Genomic DNA, 15,203 nt, shown 5'->3' on the forward strand with positions numbered 1-15,203 from the left:
GATCTGCCGGACACAACCAGGCAGGCAATCACACCAGACAGGAGAATGAGATGATGAAACTGCCCCGACTTGCCGGCCTTGCCGGATTGGCTCTCGCCATGAGCGTGGCCGGCGTTCAGGCTACCACCCTCGAGGAAGTCAAGAGCAATGGCTTCGTCCGCGCCGTCACGGCCAACGAGGTTCCCTACGGTTTCACCAAGGAAGACGGCACGGCGGCCGGCATCGGTCCGGAAGTGGCCATCGCCGTTCTCAAGAAGATGGGAGTCAGCGACATCGCCTGGACGGTCGCGCCCTTCGGCACCTTGATCCCCGGCCTCAAGGCGCGGCGCTATGATTTCGTGGCGGCCGAGCAGAACATCTCCCCCGAACGCTGCAAGCAGGTTGCCTTCACCGAACCCAATTCCAGCTATGGCGAAGGCCTCCTGGTCAAGGCCGGCAATCCCAAGAAGCTGACGACCTATGCCGACATTGCCAAGGATCCCTCGCTGAAGGTCGCGGTGGTGTCGGGTGCCAACAATATCGACTTTCTGCGCGCCGTCGGGGTCAAGGACAGCCAGGTCGTCTTCATCCAGGCCAATGCCGATGCCATAGCCACGGTGAAGAGCCGGGCCGACGCCTATGCGGCCACCGAGTTGACGGTCGCCAGCCTTGCCAAGGGCCAGACGGAGGTGGAACAGGTCAAGCCGTTCACCGATCCGATCGTCAACGGCAAGCCGGTACGCAACTATGGAGGCTTCGCCTTCCGTCCGGAGGACAAGGATCTGCGCGAGGCCTACAACACTGCCCTCGTGGAATTCCGCAAGAGCGACGAATACAAGGCGATCCTCACCAATTACGGATTGAGCGAGGCCAGCATCAAGGCCGCCGCCGAAAAGAAGGTCGCGGATCTCTGTGCGGGTAAATGACGACTGAACCGTCCAGCCCATCTCCGAGAGTTCGCTAATACACGTAGAACGATCGCCAAATGAGGTACGTAATCCTTCCCCGGTTTCGGGGAAGGTGTCGCTGCACAGCAGCGACGGAAGGGGGAGAGTGGCACTGAGAGGGCCATAGACCCGTAAGGCCGCACCACCCACCCCCATCCGGCCCGACTTTGCCGGTCCACCTTCCCCGAAGTCGGGAAGGATTCTCGTGCTTTATCTTGAGAGCTGAGCCTTCGCGCGCACGCTGGCCCGTGGAGGCAATGGCAAGGCCCATGAGTCCGGGCCTACAAAACCGACGAGGGAGCCTCATGCATTGGATCTCCTATCTGCCTGCCCTTGGCCGGGGTGCGCTGATCACTGCCGAGATCACCCTGGCCTCGCTGGCCATCGGCGCCTTCCTGGCCTTCCTGGCCGGGATCGTCAGGGTCGAGGGCGGGCGCATCCTGTCCATCATCGCGCTTTGCTATACCGAGCTGTTCCGCGGCACCTCACTGCTGGTGCAACTGTTCTGGTTCTATTATGCCCTGCCTCTCGTCGGCTTTTCCTTCTCCCCAGTATCCACGGGCATTCTCGTACTCTCGATGCATGTCGGCGCCTATGGCTCGGAGATCGTGCGGGCCGGCCTCAAATCGGTGCCGCAACAGCAGCATGAGGCGGCGCGGGCCCTGAATTTCGGCCCGGTACACAAATTGCTGCACATCACGCTGCCCCAGGCCATCGTCGAGATGATGCCGGCCTTCGGCAACCTCGCCATCGAGACGCTGAAGCTCTCCTCGCTGGTGTCGTTCATCTCGATCGCGGACATGACCTTCCGGGCGCAGACCCTGCGCAACCTGACGCAGGACAGCACGACGATCTACACCCTCACTCTCGTGGGGTACTTCCTGATGTCGCTGGTAATCATGGTTGCCATGCGCTTCCTGGAACGCCTAGTGCGCCGCGGCGCGGCCTTTCCGAAGGCGGTGCACTCATGATGTATGGTTTCGAATGGGATCCATCGACGCCGCTCACTTACGCGCAGTCGATCCTGCCAATCTTGCTGATCGGCCTCACCGTGACCCTGCAGGCCGCCGCGGCAGGGTTTGCCATCGCCCTGGTGCTCGGCCTCGTCTTCGCTTTGATGCGGCGCAGCCGGTTGAGGCTTGTGAGTTGGACCACGGCTTTCGTCGTCGAGTTCCTGCGCGATACACCGCTCTTGGTGCAGCTTTTCTTCCTCTATTACGTCCTGCCCGACTACGGCATCGCCCTGCCGGCCTTCCTGACGGGCGCCATCGCGCTCGGCCTGCAATATTCGGCCTATACGTCGGAGGTCTATCGCGGCGGCATCGAAGCGGTGCCGCGCGGACAATGGGAGGCCGCCACCGCCCTCAACATGTCGCGCTGGCAGCTCTACCGGAACGTCATCATTCCCCAGATGGTGCCGCGCATCCTGCCCACCATGGGCAACTACCTGATCGCCATGTTGAAGGAGACGCCCGTGCTCTCGGTGGTGACGGTGCTGGAAATGCTCGGCCTCGCCAACATGATCGGCGAAAATACCTTCGAATATCTGGTGCCGCTGAGCATGGTCGGCATCATCTTCCTCATCCTTACCCTGGTCTGTTCCGCCGGCGTCCACCGGCTGGAAAGGGCCTTGCCGAAAGCAGGGATACCGATGCGATGACCAAGAACGCCCAATCCGACATCATTCGCTTTTCCAATGTGAGCAAGCGCTTCGGCACCCTGACGGTCCTGCATGATTTCGATTTCACCGTCGCGCCAGGCGAGAAGGTCTCGCTGATCGGCCCGTCGGGGTCAGGCAAGACCACGGTGCTGCGCATTTTGATGACGCTCGAGCCCTTTCAGGACGGCACACTGGAGCTTGGCGGCATCGGCTATCATGAACCCGGCGGCCACGGCCCCTTCAAGGCCAGCGAGCGGCATCTGCGCCAGATCCGCACGCAGGTCGGCATGGTGTTCCAGAGCTTCAACCTGTTCCCGCACATGAGCGTCCTGCGCAACGTGGTGGAGGCGCCCATCGCCGTGCTCGGCCTGAAACGCGAGGAGGCGGAATGCCGGGCCCTCGACCTGCTCGGCATGGTCGGCATGGCCGACAAGAAGGACCATTTTCCCAGCCAGCTTTCCGGTGGTCAGCAGCAGCGCGTCGCCATCGCGCGTGCCCTTGCCATGCGTCCCCGAGTCCTCCTGTTCGACGAGCCGACATCGGCGCTCGATCCCCAGCTCGTCGGCGAGGTCCTCGGCGTGATCCGCTCGCTGGCCAGTGAGCACGATCTCACCATGCTGCTGGTCACCCACGAAATGCGCTTTGCACGCGAGGTTTCCGACCGCGTCTGTTTCTTCGACAAGGGACGCATCGTCGAACAGGGAGAGCCCGAACGCATCTTCTCCAACCCGGAACAGGCAAGGACGCGCGAGTTCCTGCAGTCGGTGTTGTGAGCGGTTTTCGCCTAAGGCGTTTCCTACGTCATTGCGAGCGAAGCGAGGCAATCCAGGCGGGAGGAGGGCATCGTGTTTTGGGCTCCTGGATTGCTTCGCTTCGCTCGCAATGACGATGGCAGATCGATTGAACGAAACGCCCCTGACCAATGCCGACGATCTATCGGCGCGCGCCGGCAAATACCGAAGCTTTGACGGCGAGGGCAGGGGGGAAGCGAGACATTCTCGCAGCGCCTCGGGCTAACCTTCAGGACATGACGCCACCGGAGTTTCTTCGATGATCGCCACCGCTCTGAAACAAGTCGGCCATCCCGCGCTCGGCCGGCTCAACGACCGACGACTGCTCAGGGAACTCGCCTATATCGACGGCCGCTGGGTCCAGGGGCGGCAAGCAGCGAGCTTCGAACTGCGGGATCCCGGCTCCGGCACCATCCTCGCCCATATTGCCAGCCTGGGGGCGGAGGAAACGGGCAGGGCTGTCGATGCCGCCGCCAGAGCCTTCCCGGCCTGGAAAGCGCTGGCGCCGCAGGAACGGGCCGCTCGCCTGCGTGCCTGGTACCAGCTCATCCTCACCGCACGCGAGGATCTCGCTTTGCTGATGACGCTGGAACAGGGCAAGCCTCTGGCCGAGAGCCGCGGCGAGATCGACTATGGCGCCTCCTTCGTCGAATGGTATGCGGAAGAAGCCAAGCGCGTGAACGCCGAGAGCGTGACCAGCCACCTTTCCGGAGCGCATATGCAGGTTTCCCGTGAGCCGCTCGGCGTCGCCGCCCTGCTGACGCCCTGGAACTTCCCGTCGGCCATGGTGACCCGCAAGGCGGCGGCGGCCCTGGCGGCCGGCTGCACCGTCGTGCTTCATCCCTCGTCCTATACGCCGCTCTCCGCTCTGGCCCTGGCCGAACTGGCGGAACGCGCCGGCCTACCGGCCGGGGTGTTCAATGTGGTCACCGGCGAGGCAGCTCCGATCGCCAGGCGCCTATGCGAGGATACTCGCGTGCGGGTGGTCAGCTTCACCGGCTCGACCGAAATCGGGCGCCTGATCGCCGCCCAATGCGCGCCCAGCGTCAAGCGTCTGGTGATGGAACTTGGCGGCAATGCGCCGCTCATCGTCTTCGACGATGGAGATCTGGATCGTTCGGTCAAGATTGCGATCGACGCGAAATTTGCGACGTCCGGCCAGGATTGCCTCGCCGCCAACCGCATCTTCGTCCAGCGCCCGCTCTATGCTTCCTTCTGCGAGGCCTTTGCCCGTCGTGCCCGGGAACTCAAGGTCGGCCATGGCCTGGAAGAAGACAGCGCGATCGGCCCGTTGATGCATGAACGTGCCGTCGAGCGCACCAGGGAACGCATCGCCGAGGCTCTGCAGCGAGGCGCCCGCAAGTTGGCGGGTGGAGACATCGTTCCAGGATCGCTTTTCGTGGCACCGACGGTCCTCGCCGACGTCCCCGATGACGCCCTGATCATGCGGGAAGAAGTCTTTGCGCCGGTAGCCAGCATCACGCCCTTCGACGACGAGAACGAAGTGGTGGCCCGCGCCAATGCCACCGAATACGGCCTCGTCGCCTATGTCGTCACGCAGAATGCCGGCCGGGCGCTGCGCCTCAGCCGCGCGCTCGACTATGGCATGGTGGCCGTCAACCGTGTGAAGCTGACCGGTGCGCCGATCCCCTTCGGCGGCGTCAAGCAATCCGGCATGGGGCGCGAAGGCTCGCGCCACGGCCTCGAAGCCTTCACCGATCTCAAATATACCTGTCTCGACCTCGCCTGAAAGGAGCCCCCATGCTCGACCGCGCCGTTTCCGACAATGAACTCACCGCCTGGGATCGCGACCACTTCTTCCATCCCTCGACCCATATGGCCCAGCATGCCCGCGGCGAGACGCCAAACCGCATCATTACCGGTGCCGAGGGGGTCTACATCACCGATCGCAACGGCAAGAGCAGCCTCGACGCTTTTGCCGGCCTCTATTGCGTCAATGTCGGTTACGGCCGCACCAAGATCGCCGAGGCGATCGCCGAGCAGGCGGCGCAATTGCCCTACTACCATGCATATGTCGGCCACGGCTCCCAGCCCTCGATCACCCTGGCCAAGATGATCATCGACCGGGCGCCGGAGGGCATGAGCCGGGTCTTCTTCGGCCTGTCGGGTTCGGACGCCAACGAGACCAACATCAAGCTGGTCTGGTACATCAACAATGTGCAGGGCCGCCCGGAGAAGAAGAAGATCATCTCGCGCTGGCGCGGTTACCATGGCTCCGGCTTGATGTCGGGCAGCCTTACCGGCCTTGCCGCCTTCCACAATCTGTTTGACCTGCCCAAGCCGCCGATCCTGCACACGGAAGCGCCTTACTATTTCCGCCGTGAGGATCGCTCGCAGAGCGAGGAGCAATTCGCCGATCATTGCGCGGCCAAGCTCGAGGAACTGATCCTGGCCGAAGGGCCGGACACGATCGCCGCCTTCATCGGCGAGCCCGTGCTCGGCACCGGCGGCATCGTGCCGCCGCCCCGGACCTATTGGGAGAAGATCCAGGCCGTCCTCACCAAATACGACATCCTGCTGATCGCCGACGAGGTTATCACCGGGTTCGGCCGGCTCGGCTCAATGTTCGGTTCGAACCATTACGGCATCAAGCCCGACCTGATCACCATCGCCAAGGGCCTGACCTCTGCCTACGCGCCCCTCTCGGGCGTGATCGTCTCGGAGAAGGTCTGGCGCATCCTCGAGAAGGGCTCGGACGAGTTCGGCCCGATCGGGCATGGCTGGACCTATTCCTCCCACCCGCTCTGCGCGGCGGCGGGAGTCGCCAATCTCGAACTCGTGGACGAACTCGACCTTGTCGCCAATGCCGGCAGCGTCGGCGCCTATTTCAAGCAGGCGCTGACGGATGCGCTCGGCGCACACGCCCATGTCGGCGAGATCAGGGGCGAGGGACTGATGGCGGCCGTCGAACTCGTGAGGGATCGTGACGACCGCGTCTTCTTCGACGCATCCGAAAAGGTTGGCCCGCGCGTGGTCGCCGCCATGCTGGAGAATGGCGTGATCGGCCGCGCCATGCCACAGGGCGACATCATGGGTTTTGCGCCGCCGCTCTGCCTCACCCGCGAAGAGGCCGACGTCGTGGTGTCGGCGGCGGCCAAGGCGGTGAAATTCGTGCTGGGATAAATGTGACGTGATCTTTCTGGGAGCGCGGACGTCCGCGCTCCCAGGGATCATTCCGGGAACTGGTAGCCCGGCGTCGACTTCGACAGCGCGATCTCCTCGGCATCCATCTCGGCCTCGATGCCGTCGAACAGAGGCGTCGTCATATAACGCTCGCCCGTATCGGGCAGCATGCAGAGGATGACGGAGCCAGCGGTTGCCTTCTCGGCGATCTGGCGGGCTACCGCGAAGGTCGCGCCGGCCGAAATGCCGACAAAGATACCTTCCTTCTGGGCCAGGGCCTTGGCCCATTTCACGCCTTCGGCACCGGCGATCGGAACGAGCTCGTCATAGAGATTGTTGTCGATCCCCTCCTGCAGCACCTTGGGGATGAAGTCCGGCGTCCAGCCCTGGATCGGATGCGGCTCGAAGGCTGGATGGCCGACCGCGGGCGAACCATCGGCATCGCGTTCCTGCTTCTGGCCGCTGCCGACCAATTGGGCATTGGCCGGCTCGCACAGAACGATGCGCGTCTCCGGCCGCTCCCGGCGCAAGACACGCCCGACCCCGACGGCGGTGCCACCGGTGCCATAGCCTGTGACGAAGACATCCAGCCGCTTGCCGGCGAAATCGTTGATGATCTCGCGTGCCGTCGTTGCCTCGTGAATGGCGGCATTGGCCTCGGTCTCGAACTGATGGGCCAGGAACCAGCCATTGGCCTCGGCCAGTTCCACCGCCTTGCGATACATGCCGAAGCCCTTCTGGGCGCGCGGCGTCAGCACCACCTTGGCCCCGAGCATGCGCATGAGCTTGCGGCGCTCGATCGAGAAACTGTCCGCCATGGTGACGACCAGCGGGTAGCCCTTCTGCGCGCAGACCATGGCGAGGCCGATGCCGGTATTGCCGCTGGTCGCCTCGACCACGGTCATGCCCGGCTTGAGCGCACCGGTACGCTCGCCATGCTCGATGATGCTGAGGGCCAGCCTGTCCTTCACCGAAGCGGCCGGGTTGAAGAACTCCGCCTTGACGTAGATCGTGGCATGATCGGGGGCGAGGTTGTTGATCTTGATGACGGGCGTATCGCCCACTGTCTCCAGGATACTTTCGAAAAGGCGGCCGCGGCCGGATGTCGTTCTGGACTGGGACTGTTGGGTCATCTCACCTGCTCCTTGGCTTCGGTTCGTCGCATTTTGCAATCGCGTGATAACATCGAGGCGTGAGCCGCTCGTGAAGAGGCCGGCAAGGCCCGGAAAACCGCAGATGGTTTCCCCGGAACCGGCTCAGCGCCCGGCGGATATGATCACCATCATCGGCCGATCGCGCTCTTCCGCAAGCGTGGAGTGCTCTGCCACCTGTTCTTCCGTCGGGCTCCATTCCACCACGCGCCGGATCGCGAAGCCGACGTCGATCAGGGTGTTCAGGGTCGTCCCGAGGGTGCGATGATATTTGACAACGCCCTTGGCCAGCCAGTCAGTGGTGCGCTCGCCCTCCGCCGAATAACGATCAAGCGGCCAGATCTTCCGGCCGTCCCCGTCCTGCCAGCCTGGATGGCTCGGAGCCATGAAGATCGGGTGCTCGATGGAGAAGACGAAGCCGGAGCGCGGGCGTAACGCATCATGGATAACTCTGGCCAGGCGGCCGAAATCTGCAACATAGTGGAAAGCCAGCGAACTATAGGCGAAATCGAAACCAGCCTCCGGCAGTTCGAGGGTTTCGAGGTCGGCGATCCGATAGTCCGCCTTGGAACTCGCCGTCATGTCCCGGGCCCGCGCGAGCATGTTCTCGGAGAGGTCCAAGCCAAGCGTGCTCGCCGCCCCATGATCGAGCGCCCACCGGCTGAACCAACCGAATCCGCAGCCGAGATCGACCACGCGCTTGCCGCCGAGATGGGGGATCAAGGCTCGAATGTCCGGCCATTCCGGCGCTCCCGCCAGGCCGTGGACGGAGCGCGGCAATTGGCGGTATCCGTCGAAGAATTCCTGACGGTCGTAAATATTCTGAGCCATCCCCGTCTCTTCCTTCGATGTTCTCCGCAGATGGCCCCGCGCCGGTCCAACTGCAAAAGAGGCCGATGGTAAAACGGCTTCAGTTGCGGCTCTCGACCTCTGCCACGCAATCGGCCAGCAATTCGACGCCTCGCCTGATCTGCCGCACATCCAGGCTGCCATAGCCCATCACCAGGCCGACCCTGTCGGGCTTGGTCGCGCTGCCCGCCGCATAGAGCGGCGACAGAGGGTGGAGACCGAGGCCGACCTGGTTGGCTTTTCGGATCAGTTCCCCCTCGTGGGCCGCCGGAATATGGCGGAACCATGCGATGATGTGAAGGCCCGCCTTGGCTCCCTCGACGGCAAGCCTGTCGCCGAAACGCTGCCGCAGCCCCTCGAGCAGGGTGTCGCGGCGTTCGGCCATACGCCGGCGAATGCGCCGGATATGGCGTTCATAGGCTCCACTCTCCAGAAGGGTGGCGAGGGTTTCCTGCTCCAAGGCCGGGCTGTGCCTGTCCATGATCTGCTTGGCGTGCGTGAAAATGCCGGCGAGGCTGGAGGGGACCACCAGATAGCCGATGCGCAGGGTTGGCGACATGGTCTTCGAAACCGTGCCGAGATAGAGGACATTCCGGCCGTTACCCAGGCCATGAAGCGGGGGCACCGGATTGATGTCATAGCGATACTCGCTGTCGTAGTCGTCTTCGATCAGGTAGGCGTCGCGCTCCTGGGCCCAGGCGAGCAGGCGGTGGCGCCTGGCGATCGACAGCACGCTGCCGAGGGGAAATTGATGGGAGGGCGTGACATAGGCGAGCCGCGCATCGACGTCGTCGAGCCGCGAGGTGTCCAGCCCGTCCTGGTCAGCCGCAATCGGCACGATCCTGGCACCGGCCGCCGCGAAAATGTCCCGAGCCATCCGATAGCAGGGATCTTCCACGATCGCACCATCGCCGGGATCGAGCAGGAGACGGCTGCACAGATCCAATCCCTGCTGGGATCCGTTGACGATGATGATCTGTTCGGTCTCGCAGCGCAGCGCACGTGCCCGCCAGAGATAGCCCTGCAAGGCGCGCCTCAACCGGCGGGAACCGGCCGGATGACCATAGGAAAGGCGATCCGGTCTCTGCGCAAGCGCTCCCAATATGGCGCGTCGCCAGATCGGAGTGGGAAAGTCCGACACCGCGAGGTCACCGTAGCGAAAATCGATGGCCGGCCGCGCTGAGGGAGGGAGAAAGGCCGGCTGCACGGCCAGGCGTTCGCCATAGCGCGACAGGGGGAGGGGAACCGGGACCGCCGGTGCCGGCGACATCTGCGGCGTGCGGTCGAGAACGGCGGTCACTTTCGGCCTGGCGCCCTGGCGGCTGCGAATGAAACCTTCCGCCGATAACTGCTCATAGGCCGAGGTGACGGTTGCGCGGGCCACGCTGAGTTCGGATGCCAAGGCGCGGGAGGAGGGCAGAGCACCATCATCACCGTAGGTTCCTGCCAGGATCTGAGCCCGCAGCACGTCATAGATTTGCCTGGCCCCCGGACCTCGCGCCTGTCGGTTTTGCGGCATGATAACTGGCCTAGTAAAAAATACACAAACTGGACGTTCTTGTTGAGCCAGTTTGCTCCTATCCTGACGGGAAACCAAGTCGAGTTTTAACGAACCGAGTTCCTGCGAGTTCTTGCGATGTACATACCGCCCGCCTTCCGCGAAGACGATCCGGCCATCCTGCTGCAACTGATGCAGGATACGCGGCTGAGCACTCTGGTGACAGCAACCACGGCCGGCCCGATCGGCACACCCTTGCCCTTGTTCTTCGATCCGGACGAGGGAGAGCACGGCACCCTCTACGGCCACCTTGCCCGGGCCAATCCGCAATGGCAGGCCGAGCCGATCGGCGACGCCATGGCCATCTTCATGGGGGCCGACGCCTATGTCTCGCCCAGCTGGTATGCCGCCAAGCAGGAACATCACAAGGTCGTGCCGACCTGGAACTACGAAGCCGTCCACGCCTATGGGCCGGTGGAGTTTTTCGAAGATCCCGCGCGCCTGCTCGATGCCGTCACCCGCCTCACCAATCTCCATGAGGGGGCGATGGCCACGCCTTGGCAGGTCGACGATGCGCCACCGGCGTTCGTCCAAGCCCAATTGCGCGGCATCGTTGGGGTGCGCCTGGCCATCCGTCGCCTGGAGGGCAAGCGCAAGCTGAGCCAGAACCGGCCGGCCGCCGACCGGGTCGGCGTAGCACGTGCGCTCGCCGACAGCCCCGATCCCGTCGATCGCCGGATCGCTTCGCTCATCCCCCTCGATTCCATCCGATAGGCGGCTTGATACCAGGCCGGATGCTTGAAATGAACGAACACCACATGGAAGCCACCGACAGGCATGAGCCGGTTGTCACAGCCGCAGAGACGACCGCTCTCGACGAGCAGGACATTGCCCGTTTCGGCCCCGATCCGCAGACGAGTTTCGCCGCCAATCTTGCTGCCGTGCAACACAGGATCGAGGCGACCAGCCAGCGCGCCGCCCGGCAACCGGCCGCCGTGCGCCTTCTTCCCATCACCAAGACCGTGCCGGCCCACATTTTGCGGCTCGCCTTTGCAGCCGGCATCCGCGACTTCGGGGAAAACAAGATCCAGGAGGCGCAGGGCAAACGCGATGACCTCGCCGACCTGCCGATCGCCTGGAGCATCGTCGGGCATCTGCAGACCAACAAGGTGAAATATCTCGCCCGCTTTGCCCGCGAGTTTCACGCCCTCGACAGCCTGCGGGTCGCCGAGATGCTGGACAAGCGCCTGGCCATCGAGGATCGCTTCCTCGACGTCTATGTCCAGGTCAATACCTCGGGAGAGGAGAGCAAATTCGGCCTGCATCCCGATGCGCTGCTCGATTTCGTTGATCGGCTCGACGGCTTTGCGCGCCTGCGTCCCCGCGGGCTGATGACATTGGCCCTGTTCAGCGACGACATGGCCCGCGTGCGCCCCTGCTTTCGCCTGCTGCGCGCCCTGCGCGACCAGGCGGTGAAGCGCAATGCCACCTTGACCGAGCTCTCCATGGGCATGTCCGGCGATTTCGAAGCCGCGATCGAGGAGGGGGCCGACGTGGTTCGCGTCGGCCAGGCCATCTTCGGCAAGCGCCCGACGCCAGACGGGCATTATTGGCCCGGCTTCGCGCCAGGCTAAGGCGTCGCGTCGAAAAGTGAGCGCCGGTTTTCGGCGGGAATGATCAGGCAACCGAATCTACACCGTTCGGAGCGTGAATCCGTCTATCTCAAGACGGAGTTCGAACATGCCTGCAGCGCTCGCCATCGCCCAAACCTATGTGGGGCCCTTTGCTGAAGAATTGGCCAAGCTCCAGAAAACCAACCCGATTGCCGACGCCAAACGCTGGCAGCAGGCCAAGCATGATGCGATCGAGTTCCTGACCGATTGGGGCGACCAGGTGGCCGAACTCGGCTGGAGCGCCGATGACCTTTTCGGCCTGCACCCGACCGCGCCGCTTGTGCGTTATGACGTGATGGGGCTGATCTGGTTGCTGCAAGGGCAGGCCGTGAGCGAGGTCAGCGACCAGAGCGCAAGGCTCGGCGCCACGACCTTTTACAGGACGGTACGATAGAACCAGGTGATCGACGACCCGCCGCAGCGAGCCTTCGGAATCACGCCGAAGTCACAGGCCGTCGACACACTCGCATCAGTCAACGGCCACGACATTAGGAGAGGTCGGCTGACGATAGTACCCCAATAGAACTCGCCCGGCGCAAGAAGCGTCGGGCTTTTTTGTCGGGTATCTTGATTCGCAATATTTGCCGCGCGCAGACGATCACCAACGGTGATGCCGGCCGCCATGCCTGCGCCAGCCGTCATGCCCGTGCCGTCCGCCATACCGACGCCAGCCTTCATGGCGACCGCGCCTCCAGCCGCGATGCAGGCCATTGTCATGGTGCCGGCGCCAGCCATGCTTCCCCCAGCCATGCCAGCCGACCTGCTCGGCCTGCGTTGCGGCGGAAATGCCCAGATGAACCGGTGCGAGAGCGGATGATGGTGCGACGCTGGCCGACAACGCGCCGACGGCAATAAGGGCAGCGAGAAGAAGCTTTTTCATTGAAAATCTCCAATCGGATTTGACGGCACTGACATTCCGTTACGTAATATGAATGGATGCTGAATGAATTTCATTATCCGGATCCGATCGCCTCGCTCCTACTACCGCGGCGGACTTGCCGAACCAGGCGCCAAGCGCAGCCTCGAGGCCCACCGCACTTCGGTCCCCAACCCAGGCCACATGCCCGTCGGGTCGGATCAGCACGGCGCTTGGAGACTGGATCGCGCCGATCACCGGAAGCTCGCATATCCCCTCGAATTTCGCCTCGACCAACGCGATGCGATCCGCCCATCCCCGAATGTCGAGGCTGCCGGGTTCCCCGAGATTGAGCAGCACGGGCCGGGCGTCGTGCAGGAGATCGAAGAGCCGCACTGGCCCGTCGGCACCGACCAGGTCGAGATCGGGCATGCGGCGGCCGAGCAGCGGATGCCCCTCACCGAGGTCGTAGTGAATGTCGAGGCCAGACATCATGGCGCAATACCAGATGCGCGGGGCATCCATTTGCATCGCCGGCGCCATCATCTTGCGCAAGGCCTTCGTGCGCTCATCGCCGCGATTGAGTGCCGTGAGTGCCAGGGTGTGCTCCAGCAGGGCCGCTCCCACCGGATGCCGTTCGGCATGGTAGGTGTCGAGCAGGTCGTCCGGCGAGATGCCCTTGGCCACCTGTGCCAGTTTCCACCCCAGATTGACCGCATCCTGCAGGCCGATATTGAGGCCCTGTCCGCCAACGGGAGAGTGCACATGGGCGGCGTCCCCGGCCAGCAACACCCGTCCCTGTCGATAGGAGGCAGCCTGTCGCGCAGCATCGGTGAACCTCGACAGCCAAGTGACATTGTCGACGCCGAAATCCGATCCATAGGTGGCGATGAGCGTTCCGCGAAGGTCATCGACCGTGGGTTTGCTGCCCCGTTCGAGACGTTGTTCCGTCACGACGCCGCGGACGCGTCTACCGTCCTCCAGCCGGCCAAGGGCATAGACGCCCCTTGCGCCATGGCGCATGCCCAAGGCCGGCTCGTCCGTCATGTCGGCCTCGAAAATCAGGTAGCTGACATCGGGGTCCCATCCGGGGAAGTCTATCCCCGCCATCTTGCGGACAAGGCTGCGACCGCCGTCGCAGCCTGCAAGATATTGCGCGCGCATCATCCGGCCATCGTTCAAGCCAATGGTGACGCCGGTGTCGTCCTGCGTGAAGCCCGTTACCTCACAGCCGCGATAGATCGGCACCGCCAACTCGGAAATCCAGTCGGCGAGAATGCGCTCGATCTTGGCCTGCCAGAGCGCGAGCGTGTAGTTGTGACGGGTCGAACGGTCGCTGGCATCCAGAACGGTTCCGGCAAACGGCACGACCCGGTGTTTTTCGCCCTGTGAGATAAAGCGATCGGCGATGCCGCGCTGGTCCAGCACCTCGATCGACCGCGGATGCAATCCGCCTGCGCGAGATCCCTCGACATCCTGGTTCAGGCGTCGCTCGACAATGGCGATATCGATACCCGCCAGGGCCAGTTCACCCGCCAGCATCAAGCCGGTCGGTCCCCCTCCGGCGATGAGCACGTCATGCCCGGACAAAGACATCTGCCACCTCATGAATCACGGTTGAAGCCCGTTTTCTACGCGATGACCGGCGTCTTGAAGCAAGAGGGGGGGGCGCCCTATATCAGGAGTGGAAGGGAGCGGCATTCGCCGGACTCGGACAGGCCGCCTGCGGATTCAGGCAGGGAATCCGCGCGGCGCTGAGCGGGCGTCTTCTTCCCGTCAGCGCAGCAACAGCCTCTACAATCAGGCTCACTCGGTGAAATCGGTCGAACGGGAGACCTCTTCCCAGACCGCTATCTCCGCCTTCATCGCATCGATCTTGTCTTGGACGAGCTTGAGCGCGTCGGCCCCGAGATAGAGCCGGACTGGTGGGTTCGGGGTCGAGACCAGCTTAAGCAGGGCCTGTGCCGCCTTGGCGGGATCACCCGGCTGATTGCCGCTTTTTGCCTGCCGGGCAGCACGGATCGGATCCATCACCGCATCATAATCGGCAAGACTGCGCTCGGAGCGAACCATCGAACGCCCGGCCCAGTCGGTGCGAAACTGGCCCGGCGCCAACGCCGTCACATGGATGCCGAACGGCTTCACTTCCTTGCCGAGCGCTTCGGAGATGCCTTCGAGGGCAAACTTGCTGCCGCAATAATAGGTAATGCCCGGCATGGTGATGAAGCCACCCATGGAGGTGACATTGACGATATGGCCGGAATGCCGCGCCCGCATGCCCGGCAACACCGCCTTGATCATCGCGACCGCGCCGAACACATTGGCATCGAACTGGCGGCGCATCTCCTCCAGCGACGATTCCTCCAGGATTCCCTCATGACCGTAGCCGGCGTTGTTGACGAGGACGTCGATGGCACCAGCCTCTTCCTGCGCCTGGGCAACGGCCTTCGGGACGGCATCAAAATTCGTGACATCGAGGAGCATGGCATGCGCGCGGCCTGGTGCAAGCGTCGTGAATGCCTGTGCCGCGTCCCCAGTGCGGACCGTGCCGATCACGTGGTGCCCGGCTGCGAGCGCGCCTTCGGCAAAGGCTTTGCCCAGCCCCGAACTGACGCCCGTAATGAGAAAGGTCTTGTTGTTGCTCATGGGAGCTCC

The 15,203-nt window shown here is 63.6% G+C and carries 16 protein-coding genes; 9 read left to right on the forward strand and 7 right to left on the reverse strand.

The window, feature by feature from the left end; all coding sequences use genetic code 11:
- Positions 1–53 precede the first annotated feature (53 nt).
- The 6 genes from ehuB to BA190_RS03995 all read left to right on the forward strand — a co-directional run bounded on the left by ehuB (position 54) and on the right by BA190_RS03995 (position 6,521).
- Positions 54–905, forward strand: coding sequence for an ectoine/hydroxyectoine ABC transporter substrate-binding protein EhuB (gene ehuB, locus BA190_RS03970; RefSeq protein WP_068283059.1), 852 nt, complete (start codon positions 54–56; stop codon positions 903–905).
- 326 nt (positions 906–1,231) lie between these two features.
- Entirely contained in the window at positions 1,232–1,897 is a 666-nt protein-coding gene (ehuC, locus tag BA190_RS03975; RefSeq protein WP_068282870.1) for an ectoine/hydroxyectoine ABC transporter permease subunit EhuC, read from the forward strand.
- On the forward strand, positions 1,894–2,586 hold the full coding sequence (gene ehuD / locus BA190_RS03980) for an ectoine/hydroxyectoine ABC transporter permease subunit EhuD (RefSeq protein WP_068282872.1): 693 nt from the start codon (positions 1,894–1,896) through the stop codon (positions 2,584–2,586). Before ehuC ends, ehuD begins: the two co-directional genes overlap by 4 nt.
- A complete protein-coding gene (gene ehuA, locus BA190_RS03985; RefSeq protein ID WP_068282875.1) occupies positions 2,583–3,359 on the forward strand; it encodes an ectoine/hydroxyectoine ABC transporter ATP-binding protein EhuA in 777 nt (258 codons plus the stop codon). Before ehuD ends, ehuA begins: the two co-directional genes overlap by 4 nt.
- A gap of 277 nt (positions 3,360–3,636) precedes the next feature.
- Positions 3,637–5,127, forward strand: coding sequence for an NAD-dependent succinate-semialdehyde dehydrogenase (locus BA190_RS03990; protein WP_068282878.1), 1,491 nt, complete (start codon positions 3,637–3,639; stop codon positions 5,125–5,127).
- Between the two features lie 11 nt (positions 5,128–5,138).
- On the forward strand, positions 5,139–6,521 hold the full coding sequence (locus BA190_RS03995; RefSeq protein ID WP_068282886.1) for an aspartate aminotransferase family protein: 1,383 nt from the start codon (positions 5,139–5,141) through the stop codon (positions 6,519–6,521).
- 47 nt (positions 6,522–6,568) lie between these two features.
- Here the strand turns inward: BA190_RS03995 and BA190_RS04000 are convergent, their stop codons facing one another.
- From BA190_RS04000 to BA190_RS04010, 3 genes are all read right to left on the reverse strand, one after another.
- The gene (locus BA190_RS04000) at positions 6,569–7,654 is read right to left on the reverse strand and encodes a PLP-dependent cysteine synthase family protein (protein ID WP_068282889.1); all 1,086 of its coding nucleotides are present in this window, start codon (positions 7,652–7,654) and stop codon (positions 6,569–6,571) included.
- A 123-nt stretch (positions 7,655–7,777) separates the two neighbouring features.
- Positions 7,778–8,503: a bifunctional 2-polyprenyl-6-hydroxyphenol methylase/3-demethylubiquinol 3-O-methyltransferase UbiG gene (locus BA190_RS04005; RefSeq protein ID WP_068282891.1), complete on the reverse strand. Its 726-nt coding sequence runs from the start codon at positions 8,501–8,503 to the stop codon at positions 7,778–7,780.
- A gap of 79 nt (positions 8,504–8,582) precedes the next feature.
- Entirely contained in the window at positions 8,583–10,040 is a 1,458-nt protein-coding gene (locus BA190_RS04010) for a PLP-dependent aminotransferase family protein (protein WP_068282892.1), read from the reverse strand.
- A 117-nt stretch (positions 10,041–10,157) separates the two neighbouring features.
- Here BA190_RS04010 and BA190_RS04015 point away from each other — a divergent pair, with 117 nt between their 5' ends.
- The 3 genes from BA190_RS04015 (at position 10,158) to BA190_RS04025 (ending at position 12,086) form a co-directional block, all read left to right on the forward strand.
- A complete protein-coding gene (locus tag BA190_RS04015) occupies positions 10,158–10,793 on the forward strand; it encodes an FMN-binding negative transcriptional regulator (RefSeq protein WP_068282895.1) in 636 nt (211 codons plus the stop codon).
- A gap of 44 nt (positions 10,794–10,837) precedes the next feature.
- Complete coding sequence (locus tag BA190_RS04020; RefSeq protein WP_068282898.1) at positions 10,838–11,653, forward strand: YggS family pyridoxal phosphate-dependent enzyme; 816 nt, start codon at positions 10,838–10,840, stop codon at positions 11,651–11,653.
- Between the two features lie 106 nt (positions 11,654–11,759).
- On the forward strand, positions 11,760–12,086 hold the full coding sequence (locus BA190_RS04025; RefSeq protein ID WP_068282901.1) for a hypothetical protein: 327 nt from the start codon (positions 11,760–11,762) through the stop codon (positions 12,084–12,086).
- On the opposite strand, the gene BA190_RS35675 is transcribed toward BA190_RS04025, so the two are convergent.
- From BA190_RS35675 to BA190_RS04040, 4 genes are all read right to left on the reverse strand, one after another.
- Positions 12,068–12,370, reverse strand: coding sequence for a hypothetical protein (locus tag BA190_RS35675; protein ID WP_162275044.1), 303 nt, complete (start codon positions 12,368–12,370; stop codon positions 12,068–12,070). The two genes, BA190_RS04025 and BA190_RS35675, sit on opposite strands and share 19 nt — an antisense overlap.
- Positions 12,291–12,572, reverse strand: a complete 282-nt coding sequence (locus tag BA190_RS36410; RefSeq protein WP_082979434.1) for a hypothetical protein — start codon at positions 12,570–12,572, stop codon at positions 12,291–12,293. Before BA190_RS36410 ends, BA190_RS35675 begins: the two co-directional genes overlap by 80 nt.
- A gap of 39 nt (positions 12,573–12,611) precedes the next feature.
- On the reverse strand, positions 12,612–14,144 hold the full coding sequence (locus tag BA190_RS04035) for an FAD-dependent monooxygenase (protein ID WP_068282909.1): 1,533 nt from the start codon (positions 14,142–14,144) through the stop codon (positions 12,612–12,614).
- 210 nt (positions 14,145–14,354) lie between these two features.
- Positions 14,355–15,194 carry an oxidoreductase gene (locus BA190_RS04040; RefSeq protein ID WP_068282910.1) on the reverse strand — a complete coding sequence of 280 codons (840 nt, stop codon included), beginning with the start codon at positions 15,192–15,194 and terminating at the stop codon, positions 14,355–14,357.
- Between the last annotated feature and the right edge of the window lie 9 nt (positions 15,195–15,203).

The organism is Labrys sp. WJW, from assembly GCF_001676615.1.
Taxonomy (GTDB): Bacteria; Pseudomonadota; Alphaproteobacteria; order Rhizobiales; family Labraceae; genus Labrys; species Labrys sedimenti.

Excerpts from the sequence above, each read along its gene's own strand:
- ehuD (WP_068282872.1), top strand. The coding sequence starts at position 1,894 with ATGATGTATGGTTTCGAATGGGATCCATCGACGCCGCTCACTTACGCG.
- BA190_RS04035 (WP_068282909.1), bottom strand. The coding sequence starts at position 14,144 with ATGTCTTTGTCCGGGCATGACGTGCTCATCGCCGGAGGGGGACCGACC.
- ehuA (WP_068282875.1), top strand. The coding sequence starts at position 2,583 with ATGACCAAGAACGCCCAATCCGACATCATTCGCTTTTCCAATGTGAGC.
- BA190_RS35675 (WP_162275044.1), bottom strand. The coding sequence starts at position 12,370 with ATGAAGGCTGGCGTCGGTATGGCGGACGGCACGGGCATGACGGCTGGC.
- BA190_RS03990 (WP_068282878.1), top strand. The coding sequence starts at position 3,637 with ATGATCGCCACCGCTCTGAAACAAGTCGGCCATCCCGCGCTCGGCCGG.
- BA190_RS04000 (WP_068282889.1), bottom strand. The coding sequence starts at position 7,654 with ATGACCCAACAGTCCCAGTCCAGAACGACATCCGGCCGCGGCCGCCTT.
- BA190_RS36410 (WP_082979434.1), bottom strand. The coding sequence starts at position 12,572 with ATGAAAAAGCTTCTTCTCGCTGCCCTTATTGCCGTCGGCGCGTTGTCG.
- ehuC (WP_068282870.1), top strand. The coding sequence starts at position 1,232 with ATGCATTGGATCTCCTATCTGCCTGCCCTTGGCCGGGGTGCGCTGATC.
- BA190_RS04025 (WP_068282901.1), top strand. The coding sequence starts at position 11,760 with ATGCCTGCAGCGCTCGCCATCGCCCAAACCTATGTGGGGCCCTTTGCT.
- BA190_RS04015 (WP_068282895.1), top strand. The coding sequence starts at position 10,158 with ATGTACATACCGCCCGCCTTCCGCGAAGACGATCCGGCCATCCTGCTG.
- ehuB (WP_068283059.1), top strand. The coding sequence starts at position 54 with ATGAAACTGCCCCGACTTGCCGGCCTTGCCGGATTGGCTCTCGCCATG.
- BA190_RS04005 (WP_068282891.1), bottom strand. The coding sequence starts at position 8,503 with ATGGCTCAGAATATTTACGACCGTCAGGAATTCTTCGACGGATACCGC.
- BA190_RS03995 (WP_068282886.1), top strand. The coding sequence starts at position 5,139 with ATGCTCGACCGCGCCGTTTCCGACAATGAACTCACCGCCTGGGATCGC.
- BA190_RS04020 (WP_068282898.1), top strand. The coding sequence starts at position 10,838 with ATGGAAGCCACCGACAGGCATGAGCCGGTTGTCACAGCCGCAGAGACG.
- BA190_RS04040 (WP_068282910.1), bottom strand. The coding sequence starts at position 15,194 with ATGAGCAACAACAAGACCTTTCTCATTACGGGCGTCAGTTCGGGGCTG.
- BA190_RS04010 (WP_068282892.1), bottom strand. The coding sequence starts at position 10,040 with ATGCCGCAAAACCGACAGGCGCGAGGTCCGGGGGCCAGGCAAATCTAT.